General features: G+C 43.2%; 18 protein-coding genes. 5 read left to right on the top strand and 13 right to left on the bottom strand.

Translation table 11 applies throughout. The features are described from left to right. Positions 1 to 28: 28 nt before the first annotated feature. The gene (locus tag ICN24_RS05345) at positions 29 to 745 is read right to left on the bottom strand and encodes a Crp/Fnr family transcriptional regulator (RefSeq protein WP_011902639.1); all 717 of its coding nucleotides are present in this window, start codon (positions 743 to 745) and stop codon (positions 29 to 31) included. 163 nt (positions 746 to 908) lie between these two features. Here ICN24_RS05345 and ICN24_RS05340 point away from each other — a divergent pair, with 163 nt between their 5' ends. After that, entirely contained in the window at positions 909 to 1805 is an 897-nt protein-coding gene (locus ICN24_RS05340) for a prenyltransferase (protein WP_216221878.1), read from the top strand. 41 nt (positions 1806 to 1846) lie between these two features. Here the strand turns inward: ICN24_RS05340 and ICN24_RS05335 are convergent, their stop codons facing one another. The 7 genes from ICN24_RS05335 to ICN24_RS05305 are packed head-to-tail and all read right to left on the bottom strand — an operon-like array spanning position 1847 to position 5389. Then, positions 1847 to 2059, bottom strand: a complete 213-nt coding sequence (locus ICN24_RS05335; protein ID WP_216221877.1) for a DUF2892 domain-containing protein — start codon at positions 2057 to 2059, stop codon at positions 1847 to 1849. 14 nt (positions 2060 to 2073) lie between these two features. Beyond that, positions 2074 to 2391 carry a metalloregulator ArsR/SmtB family transcription factor gene (locus tag ICN24_RS05330; protein ID WP_216221876.1) on the bottom strand — a complete coding sequence of 106 codons (318 nt, stop codon included), beginning with the start codon at positions 2389 to 2391 and terminating at the stop codon, positions 2074 to 2076. 12 nt (positions 2392 to 2403) lie between these two features. Continuing rightward, a complete protein-coding gene (locus tag ICN24_RS05325; protein ID WP_216221875.1) occupies positions 2404 to 3381 on the bottom strand; it encodes a sulfurtransferase in 978 nt (325 codons plus the stop codon). 14 nt (positions 3382 to 3395) lie between these two features. After that, a complete protein-coding gene (locus ICN24_RS05320) occupies positions 3396 to 4028 on the bottom strand; it encodes a hypothetical protein (RefSeq protein ID WP_216221874.1) in 633 nt (210 codons plus the stop codon). 8 nt (positions 4029 to 4036) lie between these two features. Next, on the bottom strand, positions 4037 to 4270 hold the full coding sequence (locus ICN24_RS05315) for a hypothetical protein (RefSeq protein WP_048812081.1): 234 nt from the start codon (positions 4268 to 4270) through the stop codon (positions 4037 to 4039). A gap of 20 nt (positions 4271 to 4290) precedes the next feature. Then, positions 4291 to 4860 carry a DUF6691 family protein gene (locus ICN24_RS05310; RefSeq protein WP_011902632.1) on the bottom strand — a complete coding sequence of 190 codons (570 nt, stop codon included), beginning with the start codon at positions 4858 to 4860 and terminating at the stop codon, positions 4291 to 4293. A gap of 1 nt (position 4861) precedes the next feature. Then, positions 4862 to 5389, bottom strand: coding sequence for a YeeE/YedE thiosulfate transporter family protein (locus ICN24_RS05305; protein ID WP_011902631.1), 528 nt, complete (start codon positions 5387 to 5389; stop codon positions 4862 to 4864). A 78-nt stretch (positions 5390 to 5467) separates the two neighbouring features. Between ICN24_RS05305 and ICN24_RS05300 the strand changes: the two genes are divergently transcribed. Then, positions 5468 to 6181, top strand: coding sequence for a cytochrome c (locus ICN24_RS05300; RefSeq protein WP_216221873.1), 714 nt, complete (start codon positions 5468 to 5470; stop codon positions 6179 to 6181). Between the two features lie 90 nt (positions 6182 to 6271). Further along, positions 6272 to 7159, top strand: a complete 888-nt coding sequence (locus tag ICN24_RS05295; RefSeq protein ID WP_255532571.1) for a c-type cytochrome — start codon at positions 6272 to 6274, stop codon at positions 7157 to 7159. Positions 7160 to 7535: 376 nt separating this feature from the next. On the opposite strand, the gene ICN24_RS05290 is transcribed toward ICN24_RS05295, so the two are convergent. The 3 genes from ICN24_RS05290 to ICN24_RS05280 all read right to left on the bottom strand — a co-directional run bounded on the left by ICN24_RS05290 (position 7536) and on the right by ICN24_RS05280 (position 8981). Further along, positions 7536 to 8042, bottom strand: a complete 507-nt coding sequence (locus tag ICN24_RS05290; RefSeq protein ID WP_011902628.1) for a hypothetical protein — start codon at positions 8040 to 8042, stop codon at positions 7536 to 7538. Positions 8043 to 8098: 56 nt separating this feature from the next. Then, positions 8099 to 8590, bottom strand: coding sequence for a peptidoglycan-associated lipoprotein Pal (gene pal / locus ICN24_RS05285; RefSeq protein ID WP_216221872.1), 492 nt, complete (start codon positions 8588 to 8590; stop codon positions 8099 to 8101). A gap of 85 nt (positions 8591 to 8675) precedes the next feature. Next, entirely contained in the window at positions 8676 to 8981 is a 306-nt protein-coding gene (locus ICN24_RS05280) for a hypothetical protein (RefSeq protein WP_216221871.1), read from the bottom strand. Between the two features lie 131 nt (positions 8982 to 9112). Here ICN24_RS05280 and modB point away from each other — a divergent pair, with 131 nt between their 5' ends. Together modB and ICN24_RS05270 are read left to right on the top strand one after the other, a co-directional pair. Beyond that, positions 9113 to 9766: a molybdate ABC transporter permease subunit gene (modB, locus tag ICN24_RS05275; RefSeq protein WP_011902625.1), complete on the top strand. Its 654-nt coding sequence runs from the start codon at positions 9113 to 9115 to the stop codon at positions 9764 to 9766. Beyond that, complete coding sequence (locus ICN24_RS05270) at positions 9766 to 10872, top strand: ABC transporter ATP-binding protein (protein ID WP_216221870.1); 1107 nt, start codon at positions 9766 to 9768, stop codon at positions 10870 to 10872. The genes modB and ICN24_RS05270 overlap by 1 nt, the downstream gene beginning before the upstream one ends. Here ICN24_RS05270 and ICN24_RS05265 read toward each other — a convergent pair. Next, on the bottom strand, positions 10865 to 11488 hold the full coding sequence (locus ICN24_RS05265) for a bifunctional 2-polyprenyl-6-hydroxyphenol methylase/3-demethylubiquinol 3-O-methyltransferase UbiG (RefSeq protein ID WP_216221869.1): 624 nt from the start codon (positions 11486 to 11488) through the stop codon (positions 10865 to 10867). The two genes, ICN24_RS05270 and ICN24_RS05265, sit on opposite strands and share 8 nt — an antisense overlap. Before the next feature lie 22 nt (positions 11489 to 11510). Then, positions 11511 to 12719, bottom strand: a complete 1209-nt coding sequence (locus tag ICN24_RS05260; protein WP_216221868.1) for an O-succinylhomoserine sulfhydrylase — start codon at positions 12717 to 12719, stop codon at positions 11511 to 11513. Positions 12720 to 12751: the final 32 nt, after the last annotated feature.

Here is a 12751-nt window from a genome sequence, read left to right as displayed (position 1 = left end):
CTTAGGCAGCCTTTTTTATGCCTCCACTCTAAACTCCGCGCTTAGAAAACTGTCGTAGGAGTTCTAGGTTTGGAATTTGCACCGATAGCCTAGTGATATTGGAGATTAATCCTTGTTCAGCCATTGATGCTAAAGCTCTGCTAATTGTTTCGCACTTCACATCCATCATCAGACCCATATCCTCCCGCTTAAAAAGAGGCGCAATTGCGAACGAGCCGGACTCTTTAGCAAGCTTCAAAAAGAATCGCGCCAATCGCACCTCAATTCTTCCGGTATTGATTTCAGAAAACCAGGATTCTGACTGAAGCAGCGCTTCACCCCACTTCTTTACAATTTGACGATGCAATCTTGGCGACTCTTCACCTAAGGTTGAAATGATATTTTTTGGGATTCGACACAGATGGACATTCGTCAAGGCATAAGCGGAGTGCTCATAGGCTTCACCAAGCAGCGCCTCCATACCAAACAGATTTCCGGGCAGAACAATTCTAACGATTCGCTCAGACCCATCAGAATTAATATGCAAGATCTTAATATAGCCATTACGTAAGGTATAAAGCGAGCCTGCCTTGTCCCCTTGCTGATAGATTCCCGCATAAGCTTCAAAGCTAAGATCATCGATTGGGGAATGTATTTTTGAAAAATCTTCCTCATTCAACTCCGCAAATAGCGCAGAACTTCTAATGGAGCAATTTTCACAATCACTCTCACCTTGCCAGGCATTTTTAATTTCTATTGTTTTCATCGAATCTACTAGTATGGTGCATTTAAAATAAACAGGGTAACTAAAGAGAAAGTCTTACACTTAACTTAACACAGATAACTTCATACCGCTTGAAGTGAACCGTTATCAAATATTTCTTCAATAATCTTCACCTCCCTCCATCCAAAATGAGTGGGCAATTTAATTGAACCAACTTTTTAAATACTTTTTGGCAACTAGACCAACATTCCTGGTTATTACGCTACTCGGATGTTGGATAGGATTTCTAAGCAGCAGCCTAAGTGTGGCATGGTCCTTAAATTCTCTCGCTGTATTAGCAGTCCTAATGATTCATGCATCATCTAATTTATTAAATGACTATTTTGATTATTTAAATGGAACTGACCTTATCAATATCAATAGAATTAGCCCCTTTACGGGTGGCAGCCGCTTTATCCAGGATAACGTTTTCAGCCCGGGAGAAATTTTTCGCCTTAGCATTGTATTGCTCGCCTTATCTGCATTGATTGGGCTCTATCTTTGCTACACCAGCACATGGAAATTACTTGCCATCGGAATTACCGGCGTCTTTTTTGGTTGGTCTTACTCGGCACCACCATTAAAGCTAATGTCCCGTGGAATATTAGGTGAAATAGCGATAGCAAGCGCCTGGAGTCTAGTCGTTATTGGTTTTTCAGTGCTGCAAAATGGCCAAGTCAATCTTGCCCTAATACCGCTTGCGCTTGCTTATGGGCTAATGGTTGCAAATATTTTGTTCTTAAATCAGATACCTGATATTGAGGCAGATAGAAACTCTAGCAAAGAAACAATTGCCGTGAAAACCTTACCGCACAAGTTATGGAAGTGGTATTCAGTCATCTTCCTGTCTGCATATATATTGCAAGCGATTAGTATTTTTTATAAACAGACATATATATCAACGCTGATTACCTTAGTAATGGCGCCAATTTTCATCTTTTGCGCAATTCAGCTGCGAGCATTCCCGCTGGATCGAACCAAGCAAAGCTGGATCATTCCTCTAAATATAATAGGAGTCCACCTATATGCCCTACTAATTTGCATGGGACTCTTCTGGGGGTAAAGCCATGAGGCATTCCTTGACTCAGAATGCCTCATTAACACTTACTTGCAGAAACCACCACCGCCAGAACCGGTTCCGCAGGAATTAATTCCAAGAATTGGATATAGAGGGCAGAACTTGAATAAGCCTGTAGCCAAAGGTACAACACCAATCCAACCCCAAACACCAATCATGCCAGCAATAGTCATTCCAATTAATGCTAAGCCAACAATGATACGCAATACACGATCAATACCACCGACGTTACATTTCATATTAATACCTCTTTTTATTTACCACAATAATTTTTATAAAGAACGCTCATAACTTCTAATGCCTCACTACTTGAGAGTGAGTAATAAATCTGCTTACCCTCTCTCCTAGTTTCAACCAACTCTTCATTACGCAATACCGTCAATTGCTGCGAAAGGGTAGGCTGATGAATATCAAGAGCCTCTTCAAGCTCTCCGACACATTTCTCGCCTTGACTGATTTCACATAGCAAAAGCATGCGGTCGCGATTTGCTAACACCTTCATTAAACGACAAGCCTCATCAGCTGAAGCTTGCATTTTCTTTAAGTTAATTTTTGATTGAATGGTTGTCATATTTTTAAACTGTTAATTTAAAGGCACACCTACTAATGGACGCCCCTCGAGAGTCCAAAGATGTAAAGAACCATCATATAACTTTGTAGATTTATTGCCGACCAATTCAGACATTACAAACCACCCTCCCGCAGCCAAATGACCGGTATTGCAGTAAGTAATAGTTGGAGCCTTATTGCTAAGACCATTACCAGCCATTAATGCCTCATAAGTATTCTTACTCCAGAAATATAGCGCTCCATTACTTGGTTTAGCTAGCAACTCAGGGGCCAATTCCTTTGCGCCGGCAATATGGCCATAAGTCAATACCGAAGGACTCTTTGCAACACCCCAATACTGGGCTGGCTGACGTGCATCAAGTAACTGTGGTTTGCCAGTTTTGGATGCTGCAGCGACCTCATCTGAGCTGGCGATCAATTCTTTGCGGTATGCTTTTGCTACCCAGTTTCCATCGGCTTTTTGTGAATTAGTAGTGGTGAACTCCCGGCCTTCGTTGAGCCAGCCAGCAATACCACCATCTAATACAGCTACCCGATCTTCTCCATAAACCTTAAATTCCCAGTAGGTTCGCAGTGCCTCATCTACGTCAGACATATCCTGCCCAACAGGAACAAGAATGATTGGCTTATCCGCATTCACGCCTGCAGATTGAATTAACTTCTCAAAGTCAGCTTTTTCTGGAATTAAAAATTTCACTTTTTTTCCATCTACCACGCGCTCAACCCTAACCTTCTTAAAGTCAAGAAGACTTGAATTATTGATATGACCACCCATCTCAACCAAGAACTTCTTTCCGGTTTTTTTATCAACATCAAATTCTGGAGTTTTTAGATAGCTAGCAGTATCTGTTCTCACCTCAACAATTTGAACCTCTGATTGGTTTTTGCTAAGCCAATCTGCCGTCACTACTGGGCCAGGCAAGTCAATCGCATGGACAAGCCCAATTAATGAACTTAAGACAACAGCCAACATCCATTGAATCTTTTTCATTTCAACTCCTTTAATTAATTTACTACCAATAAATGCTCAGAAAGACGATTAAGTAAGTCAATTTTGCATTCCGTAATGACATGATGTTTCTTGGACTGTAATACCGATGGCAGGTTACCCACCTTGACTTTGAGTTGGTTAATTCTTTCATCACGCTGATGAATGAGCTTTTCCATTTCAAGATAAAACAATTTAGTGAATGCGCTTACCCATCGAGCGATTGGTCCTGCTCTACCCTTGGTTACTACATCAAATCCCCTCAATGCCTTAATGACTGCTTTAGCGTCGACCATAGACTCTCCCGTTACCCATTGATTAGTGGTAAAAATTCTGACGGGCAAACCTTGTTGATTCAATGCAATTCCAATCAGATGATGAAATTTTTCTGGCGTGTTTGTACTTCGCTTAAACAGATGAAAGTGGCCATGCTCCCCATTTGGCATCCCTTCGGATTCGTGAGAGTGATAATAAAATTCATATCCACTATCAGAATCTACCAAGTCATTTCTTGGGTAATGCTGCCATTCAACAAACTGCTTTGATCCATAGAGTGCAGCCTCACATAAGCTCTTGCCTTGTTTGGCATAGCGGGTCTGCACACTCACAATCTCTTGCGCGGCCATGCAGAGAGTTGATTGAACCAGCATATTAAAAATTATTCGGCGGCTTTACGCTTCTTAGGGCCACAAGGATTAGACGGGCCGCATGGATTGGCTGGCTTTTTCTTAGCAGGTCCACATGGATTTGGGGCATCCTTCTTTGGACCACATGGATTTTTTTGCTCTGCCCCAGTTGTTGCAGGAGGAGTATCTGCGGCACGCGCCATTGGAGCTGCCGCTAGACCAGATAATGCCAATATAAGTGCAGCTACTGTTGATTTTTTAGACATAGATTTCCTAGTTATAAGAATTAATTTAATTTAGAGCTCACTGGACCTATAGATTTTTTCTCCATCCATGACCCAAATAAGAAAACACCAACTGCTGCTAATACCATCACCACATCTATAGAGAGACTTGAAACATTCAAAGCTGCTGGCAAAGCATCGGCCTTAGAAAACTCACCCAGAGTCGTTAAAGCTTCGATGCTTGGATATATTCCAGAAAATATGACCGTACCAAATAGCAAGCCAATTAAGAAAATTGCTGCATCAATGCGTCCAGACATCATTCCAACTACTGATGTACCTGGGCAATATCCACCTATAGCAAATCCCGCCCCTACTAAGGCACCACCTAGCGCTGCGGCCCCCAAGAATGCTGGTGGTACAAACAACTCATCCACTGCAACAATGCCTAGCTTTTCAAAAATCATTAAGCCAACGGCTGCAACAACAATCGCCGTGAACATCACTTTAAAAACTGACCAGTCAGTTAATCGAAACTGAGCTGTCAACTTATTTGGATTACCAAACCCTGCGCGCTCCAGTACAAAACCAAAAGCACCGCCCAATAGAAGGCCTGAAATAATGATTTCCATATTATTTCTCCTCTTTAATAAAGCGATTGGCCAATAAGCCAACCGCAAAGAATGTGCACAAAAATGTGAATCCAGCAAGACTTAAGACTGCCGCCCCTGATAATCCCAACCCACTAGTGCATCCCGCAGCAATACGAGCACCAAAACCAGCCAATACGCCACCCATCAGTGCGGTAATGGGACGCTTAGATCCCCCCAAGAATTTGCGCCCATCCATCTGAAACTGAATCCTGTGGGCAAAATAAGCGGAAATAAGGGCGCCTATAGCAACACCAGCCACCTGCCATGTAATCCAGGCATTTAATGGCTTGCCATCCTCTACCATTCCACCCAAATAATCATTTGCACTTGTGGCTACTGGAGCAAGGTTCATTCCCAACCAAGCAGTCAAACGAGTAGTAAAGCCAGTTGCCCCCAGCCCATGACCGGTTATGACAAAAGTCGTCAGCAATACCATTCCAAGCAAAATACCCGCTACCAAGGGGTTCCAATAAGGCTGAGGTAGGTTTGAAATTTTTGTCTCAGACATGCAATTTCTCCTTTTAATTTACTAATATATAATATATCATAATATATATTAAATCATAGGCAGTTGGGAAATATAAATATGCAAATACTTAGAATCGTCTATTTCATTTTTATCTGGGCCCTATTACCCATTAGTGGATTTGCAGCAGACGGGGAAGCCATCATGGTTCACGGCGGTTCAAATCCAGCAGCAATGCCTTGCATCGCCTGTCATGGAGCAGATGGAAAGGGAATGCCCTCCTCTGGATTTCCAAGGTTATCTGGTCTACCAGCCCCATATATTGAAAAGCAACTCTACGACTTTAGAAGTGGGGCAAGAGAGAATCCAGTAATGGGGCCGATTGCTAAAGCCCTATCTGATGAGGAAATTAAAGAACTTGCAATTGCCTATTCCAAGCGGCCTAAAGTCAATGTCAACAACTCCACTAAATCCAATCCAGTACAAGGCAGCGGCGCTTGGATTGCTACACGTGGGGAGTGGAATAAAAATATTCCTGAATGCACGCTTTGTCATGGCCCAGATGGTGTTGGCGTAGGTGATTCATTCCCACCTCTTGCAGGTCAATCTCCCTTGTATCTTGAAAATCAATTGAATGCATGGAGAGAGCAAAAATTAACAACACCAAAAAAGACTAGCAATATTCCTGCAACAAGACACAATGATCCTAATCATCTAATGCAACACATTGCTGCCAGCCTTACAGAAGCGCAAATTAAAGCCGTATCTGAGTACTTTGGCAGTCTTGGTGATTCAACAGAACCCTTTGATGAATCTCAGCATCGCTTGAGATAAAAATTCACTCTACTAACAATAAATATTCATGAGATGTATTGAGATATGAAAAATTACTCCAAACATTGCATTGCCCTGATATCACTATTTTTGTGCACCGCTATTTACGCCGCAGATAAAAGCAAGCTGGATGATCAAACACAGATTCCTGCAGCACCCAACAAATTAAGTAGTGAAAAATACTTCCAACCGCCTAAGGATTCAGATCTACAAAACAATGCCTTTGGGGATTTGGTTCGTAAGGGAGAGGCGCTATTTGTTAATACAAAGGCGCTTGCCCCTCAAAATGTTGGCAATGAGATGAATTGTGTGAATTGCCATTTAGATCGAGGTAGAAAAGCAAACTCATCCCCAATGTGGGGTGCTTATCCAATGTACCCTGCGTATCGCAAAAAAAATAATAAAGTAAACACCTACGCAGAAAGGTTGCAAGGTTGTTTTTCATACAGCATGAATGGCACTCCACCGCCAGCTGATGGCGAAATTATTCTTGCTCTTACTACCTATTCTTATTGGTTATCAACAGGAGCGCCAACTGGGAAAGCGCTTCCAGGCAGAGGTTTTGATGAACCTCAACCACCCAAAGGAGGATTTGATATTGCGCGCGGAAAAGTGGTTTACGAAAAGCAGTGCGCAATTTGCCATGGTGAAAATGGGGAAGGCAAAAAAGTTGGCGTGAACTATGTCTTTCCGCCGCTGTGGGGCAAAGACTCTTATAACTGGGGAGCCGGAATGCACCGTATTAATACTGCAGCCGGATTCATTCAACACAATATGCCTCTTGGCCGTGGTGAAACATTATCCGATGTTGAAGCCTGGGATGTTGCTGCTTATGTGAATATGCACGAACGCCCCCAAGATCCGAGGCTGATTGATGGGGATATTGAAAAAACGCGTAAGCGATTCCATGCCGATGATGGTGTTAACCTTTATGGGACCACCCTAAATGGTGTACTCATTGGGCAAGGAACAAAATAATTTTACCCAGCACTATATAAGTTAGTTAAACAAAAGACTGTCAAACAGTCTTTTGTTCAAATTGCTACCAATACTTAAATGGTCGTTCCGCTTTCGTATTCGGACCGATTGCTCTCATTCGCTTCCTGCAATGTGGACATGTCAAACCATCCCAAGGAGTCAAATGGTTTGCAGAATGGCAAGATTTGCAAACAGAAGACTCCTCTGGCGGGTCTAAAAATGTCCCAGGATTGGGAACCGTGCAGGTTGCAACCTCTTTACAAGAGCTACATACCATTGCAGCCTTAGAGAATAGAGGCCCTCTTTCGGCACCAATCCCAGAAACGCATTCATAACTACAAGATCGACATACAAACCGATACTCGGAAGACATCATTTAATTAGCTACCTTATGCTCTTTCATGATTTGCGCCCACCGTGATCTAGCATATTGAATACGCATAGCTCGCTCTTGGTTGGCGACACCAATTGTGATCTTCTGGCCAATTAAATCTTTATAGACATCACCAATTTTTTCGTAGTAATTGCTATAGACAGCCACTAAATCAGGTGACGGTAATTCCTTTGCTATTACCTGACATCTCAAAGTAGATTCTTGGAATCGAGTAAGAATTACAGCCTGCTCTGAACTAATCTTGTCACTTGAATTAAATAATGTCTTTGCATTGGGGTTGTTTGGTAACAGGGCAATGATTTTCTGATCAACGTACTTTGCATCTTCAGTCTGGTTAACCTCGGATAGGCATACCTGTATTTTTTTCAAAACGCTATCTACTTGAGTTTGAGAGACATCTGTTGCTGACTGAGATGTTGGAGCTTTATTGCTTGAGCATCCAACTAATAAAAATCCAACCAATAAAATACTGCGATAAATATATTTCATACATACCTCTGAATGTGGGAAGACGTTTCAATTAAGTCGCTAAATTCAAATTCAACTTAGCGGTAAACAATGTCGGCGCGACGATTTTCTTTAAAAGCTGCTTCCGTTTGAGCTGGGTTTTCAGGCTTCTCTTTACCAAAGCTAACCGCTTCAACCTGAGACTCGCTTACACCCAAAGCCAGAAGTGCCTTTTTTACTGCTTCAGATCGCCTCTGGCCAAGGGCTAGGTTATATTCTGCAGTTCCACGATCATCTGTATTTCCTTGAATAATGATCGATGCTTTTTGCCTCTCAAAGGATTTCAAATACGAGGCATGTGCGGAAATAATGGATGCATATTTTGGATCTATAGAGTAGCTATCAAACTCAAAGTAAATTGAACGCTTACCGTATACGCTTGATATAGGGTCCGAAATCGGATCATAAGTCAATGGGCTGCCAGCACTGACCGTAGCCACTCTATTATTGTCATCAAGCTTTACACCAGTAGAGCAGGCTGCAACCAATACAGCAAAGATCGCCAAAATACATATTTTAAAAAACTTCATCGCGAGAATACTCCCTATTAAGACTAAATCATTTAGTCAAATCGACACTGGATTCTGTGAAAACAAGAATCCACACCTAAGAAAATTAGGCAGTGATTTTGGGGGGCTTGAAGGCTGAATCCGGGAAATTCTGTGTATACAGAATATTTTTTGAGGGAATGAACGTTGCAATCTGGTGAGGAACGAAAGCAATTACCACCCCAGTTTCACCAACGTTTGCAGTGACATGACTCATTAAAAAAAGCGTATGAGACTCTCGCTCACCATTGCTACCATGTATAGCTGATTTTCCGCCATCAGATAAGTCGCTAATATGGGCCATTTGATGCATTTGAGCACGCTCGATAGCAGCATCAAGGAAAATATTAGCGGCCGCCACCTTAAATGACATTAGAAATAAGCAAAGAAGAATGGCGAGGGATTTTCTGTTGCAGCGCATGTTAATGATTCTATACCTTATTTAAGGCTTCCATTGGGGCAATATCTCTCCACTCCTTAGCAAAGGCAATACAATTGCACGTGATGGATTCAGATGCTATTTATCTCTCCCTAAAGCTTGCCATATGGACCCTTGTGCTGCTATTGCCCTTTGGTATATTGGCTGCTCGCTACTTACTTAATGCCGGAGTTATTAAGCCTTTTATTGAGGCTACCCTAGCACTTCCTTTAGTCCTCCCTCCTACCGTTTTAGGTTATTACCTTCTTGTCGGCCTAGGTGGGAAAACTATATTTGGCATCCCTTTGGTGTTTTCGTTTACCGGAATACTGATTGCCTCTCTGATTGTTAATTTGCCATTTGCCATTCAGCCAATCCAGCGTGCCTTTGAAGCTATTAACCCTGAGATTCGGGAAGCAGCTCAAGTGAGCGGTTTATCCAATTGGCAAGTCTTTCGCTTGATTGAGTTTCCCCTGGCTTGGCGAGGGATCACTAGTGCAGCGGTACTGACGTTTGCACATACTCTCGGAGAATTCGGTGTCATTCTGATGGTTGGTGGCGCAATTCCTGGAGAAACTAAAACGGTATCTATTGCAATTTATGACAAGGTGCAAAGCTTTGATACTGCAGGCGCTGGTACGCTCTCATTAATTCTGTTGGGTACCTCGCTTATAGCAATTGCTATTTCGTATGGCCTCTTTGGGCGCAATCCCTCTCGCGGTAAAGGGTGGAGAAGCTAATGCTCAAAATTAAACTATCGCAGACGACACCTAACCCTTTGCAACTCAAGCTTGAGTGCATTCCTGGAGAACTCCATGCATTGGTAGGTCCCTCAGGAAGCGGCAAGACAACTGCATTAAGAACAATTGCTGGACTCAATAATGCTTCCTCAGGAAAAATTGAATGTGATGGTGAGCTTTGGTTTGAGGCAAATGAAATCAATGGAACGACTACCGCACTTAGTCCAGCCCAGCGTTCATGCGGATTCTTATTTCAGCAATACGCCCTTTTTCCCCATCTCAATGCAATTGAAAATGTATGCATTCCCCTTTACAACAGCATCAACAGCCTTGCCGAACGAAGAGTATTAGCGCAGCAATGGCTTGATCGTATGGGAATTGGTGAGCTAGCTAACCGAATGCCCAATCAACTCTCTGGCGGTCAGCAGCAACGGGTTGCACTTGCCAGGGCATTAGCAAGATCCCCAAAAATATTATTGCTGGATGAGCCCTTCTCTGCCATTGATGCGCCTACTCGTCAGAGCCTCTATAAGACACTAGCCAATCTTCGAAAAGATTTGAACATTCCTATCCTTTTAGTGACACATGATTTAAGGGAGGCGGATTTATTAGCCGATCGCATTACTGTCATTGACCAGGGTGTTGGACTACAAACGGCTGCACCACAAGTGTTATTTGAAAGACCCAGAAACTCGCGAGTTGCCGAATTAGTTGGCATTAACAATATGTTTGAGGGCGTCTTTAGCGCTGGCAAATTGAGCTGGAATGGTAGTACTCAGGTTTTTGATGTCATCGATAAAGGCAAGATCCCTCCCAATACTCCTGTTGCCTGGGTGATTCCTGCCGAAGGCCTAAGCCTTCATGCGCAGGCCACGGCGCAATCAATTGAGGTAATGGTTGACCAGATAAGCGCTCTTGGCCAGATTGCCGTGATTCAATTACGAACAACCGAAGGATCTCATACGATTATTTGGGAAGCCTCAGCTGCTGAGGTAAAGCGTCTATCTTTAGAGCTTGGCAGTAGAAGTTACGTAGAAATGGACGCCAGCCAAATACACATCATGCCATTGCGCCCCATCAACGACCCAAGGCGCTTTACTAATTAGGCTTTTGGGCGACTAAACCCAAGATAGCAGACATACCTGTATGTCTTGGGCCTTCAGATAATTCTTTTTCATAACTGACAAGCTCTAGTATTTCGAACTCTTTAGCTAGGTCACGAATAAGTTCTTCTGTATAGAGATGTTCAATTAAGGATGGGCCACCAGTTTTGTATTCCAATTGCTTAGGTGTGTAACCTTGCAATATGATGAGACCGCCAGGTTTTGTCGCTCTATATGCCTGCTGGAAGATTCTAGCGCGCATGGCTGAATCAGCAAACTGAATAAAGATTCCGATGACTGCATCGTAAGTATTTGCATGCCACCCAAAGCTATCGGTATCGGAGAAGGAGTATTCGACTTCTACTTGATTTTCTTTAGCGAACTGCCTTGCTTTGGTAAGCGCAATATCAGAAGCATCAAATCCAACTACTCGCATGCCTTGCTTAGCAAGCCAAACGCCATTACGACCTTCTCCATCAGCAATGCAAAGCACTTTTTGATTGGGTTTTAAATGCTGATGGGCCTTTTCCACTAGATACTCATTCGGCTCTTTACCAAAAATGAACTCTTCTTTATCGAAGCGCTCATTCCAGAATTGAGTAGCTTCTGCAAAACCCATAGATTTATCTAGGTGCACCTGGTTATTTTTTGAGTCCGCCAATGAGATCACCCTTTAGGTCATTAATGTTTTCCAAGCCAACCGCAATACGCACCAATCCATCAGTAATCCCTGCGGCTTTACGAGCTTCTGGGGTTACGCGGCAATGGGTAGTTGTAGCTGGATGCGTAATCGTTGTGCGAGTATCGCCCAAGTTTGCAGTAATGGAGCACAGCTTGGTTTGATTAATCAGCTTGAATGCAGCCTTCTTACCACCTTTTAATGCGAAAGACAAAATCGCACCACCCTCTTTTTGTTGGCGCATTGCCAATGCATGCTGAGGATGCGATTTCAGGCCGGGATGGTAAACACGCTCAACGCCAGGCTGCTTCTCTAGCCACTGCGCAAGAGCTAAAGCATTCTGACTCTGTTGCTTCATGCGTAGCTCTAGCGTCTCAAGGCCTTTGAGGAAAACCCAGGCATTAAAAGCAGACAGTGTCGGTCCGGCAGTACGAACGTATGGGAATACCTTACCCATTACAAAATCTTTATTGCCAACAATTGCGCCACCGACTACCCTGCCTTGACCATCCAAATACTTCGTTGCTGAATGTATCACTACGTCAGCACCCAAAGCCAACGGCTTTTGAAGGGCTGGAGTACAAAAGCAGTTATCAACTGCAAATAAGGCGCCCGCTTTTTTGGCAATCTTCGAGATAGCCTTGATATCTGCAATTTCGGTTAAAGGATTGGATGGGGTCTCCAAATAAAACAGCTTGGTGTTGGGCTGGACAGCTGCCTGCCAAGACTTGGTATCAGCCAAATCGACATAGGTAGTAGTAATTCCAAAGCGGCCCAAAATATTTGTAAACAACTGGATCGTTGCGCCAAATACAGAGCGTGAACACACAACATGATCACCTGCTTGAAGATGTGCCATTGCCATCGTGAGAATCGCAGACATGCCAGACGCAGTTGCAATACATGCTTCACCACCTTCTAATGCAGCTAAGCGATCTTGAAACATACTCACTGTAGGATTAGTAAAGCGGGAATAGATAAAGCCTTGATCTGCATGAGCAAAGCCATCTGCAGCCAACTCTGCACTATCAAAGCAGAAACTTGAAGTTAGGAACATGGCTTCGGAATGCTCTTGGTATTCAGCAGTACGACGAGTGCCAGCGCGCACCGCTAGGGTCTCAAGCGCCAGTTTTGAAAAATCAGGTTTTTTGCGGATAGTTTTGCTCTTCATGCTGCTATTTTGACACTGAATTGCCAAATTGC

Source organism: Polynucleobacter sp. UK-Kesae-W10, from assembly GCF_018881575.1.
GTDB lineage: Bacteria > Pseudomonadota > Gammaproteobacteria > Burkholderiales > Burkholderiaceae > Polynucleobacter.
The sequence above is the reverse complement of the archived record's forward strand: the minus strand, read 5'-3'. Positions and strand labels throughout refer to the sequence as shown.

Excerpts from the sequence above, each read along its gene's own strand:
- ICN24_RS05260 (WP_216221868.1), bottom strand. The coding sequence starts at position 12,719 with ATGAAGAGCAAAACTATCCGCAAAAAACCTGATTTTTCAAAACTGGCG.
- modB (WP_011902625.1), top strand. The coding sequence starts at position 9,113 with ATGGATTCAGATGCTATTTATCTCTCCCTAAAGCTTGCCATATGGACC.
- ICN24_RS05335 (WP_216221877.1), bottom strand. The coding sequence starts at position 2,059 with ATGAAATGTAACGTCGGTGGTATTGATCGTGTATTGCGTATCATTGTT.
- ICN24_RS05310 (WP_011902632.1), bottom strand. The coding sequence starts at position 4,860 with ATGGAAATCATTATTTCAGGCCTTCTATTGGGCGGTGCTTTTGGTTTT.
- ICN24_RS05320 (WP_216221874.1), bottom strand. The coding sequence starts at position 4,028 with ATGCTGGTTCAATCAACTCTCTGCATGGCCGCGCAAGAGATTGTGAGT.
- ICN24_RS05270 (WP_216221870.1), top strand. The coding sequence starts at position 9,766 with ATGCTCAAAATTAAACTATCGCAGACGACACCTAACCCTTTGCAACTC.
- ICN24_RS05305 (WP_011902631.1), bottom strand. The coding sequence starts at position 5,389 with ATGTCTGAGACAAAAATTTCAAACCTACCTCAGCCTTATTGGAACCCC.
- ICN24_RS05265 (WP_216221869.1), bottom strand. The coding sequence starts at position 11,488 with ATGGGTTTTGCAGAAGCTACTCAATTCTGGAATGAGCGCTTCGATAAA.
- pal (WP_216221872.1), bottom strand. The coding sequence starts at position 8,590 with ATGAAGTTTTTTAAAATATGTATTTTGGCGATCTTTGCTGTATTGGTT.
- ICN24_RS05330 (WP_216221876.1), bottom strand. The coding sequence starts at position 2,391 with ATGACAACCATTCAATCAAAAATTAACTTAAAGAAAATGCAAGCTTCA.
- ICN24_RS05325 (WP_216221875.1), bottom strand. The coding sequence starts at position 3,381 with ATGAAAAAGATTCAATGGATGTTGGCTGTTGTCTTAAGTTCATTAATT.
- ICN24_RS05290 (WP_011902628.1), bottom strand. The coding sequence starts at position 8,042 with ATGAAATATATTTATCGCAGTATTTTATTGGTTGGATTTTTATTAGTT.
- ICN24_RS05300 (WP_216221873.1), top strand. The coding sequence starts at position 5,468 with ATGCAAATACTTAGAATCGTCTATTTCATTTTTATCTGGGCCCTATTA.
- ICN24_RS05280 (WP_216221871.1), bottom strand. The coding sequence starts at position 8,981 with ATGTCATTTAAGGTGGCGGCCGCTAATATTTTCCTTGATGCTGCTATC.
- ICN24_RS05345 (WP_011902639.1), bottom strand. The coding sequence starts at position 745 with ATGAAAACAATAGAAATTAAAAATGCCTGGCAAGGTGAGAGTGATTGT.
- ICN24_RS05315 (WP_048812081.1), bottom strand. The coding sequence starts at position 4,270 with ATGTCTAAAAAATCAACAGTAGCTGCACTTATATTGGCATTATCTGGT.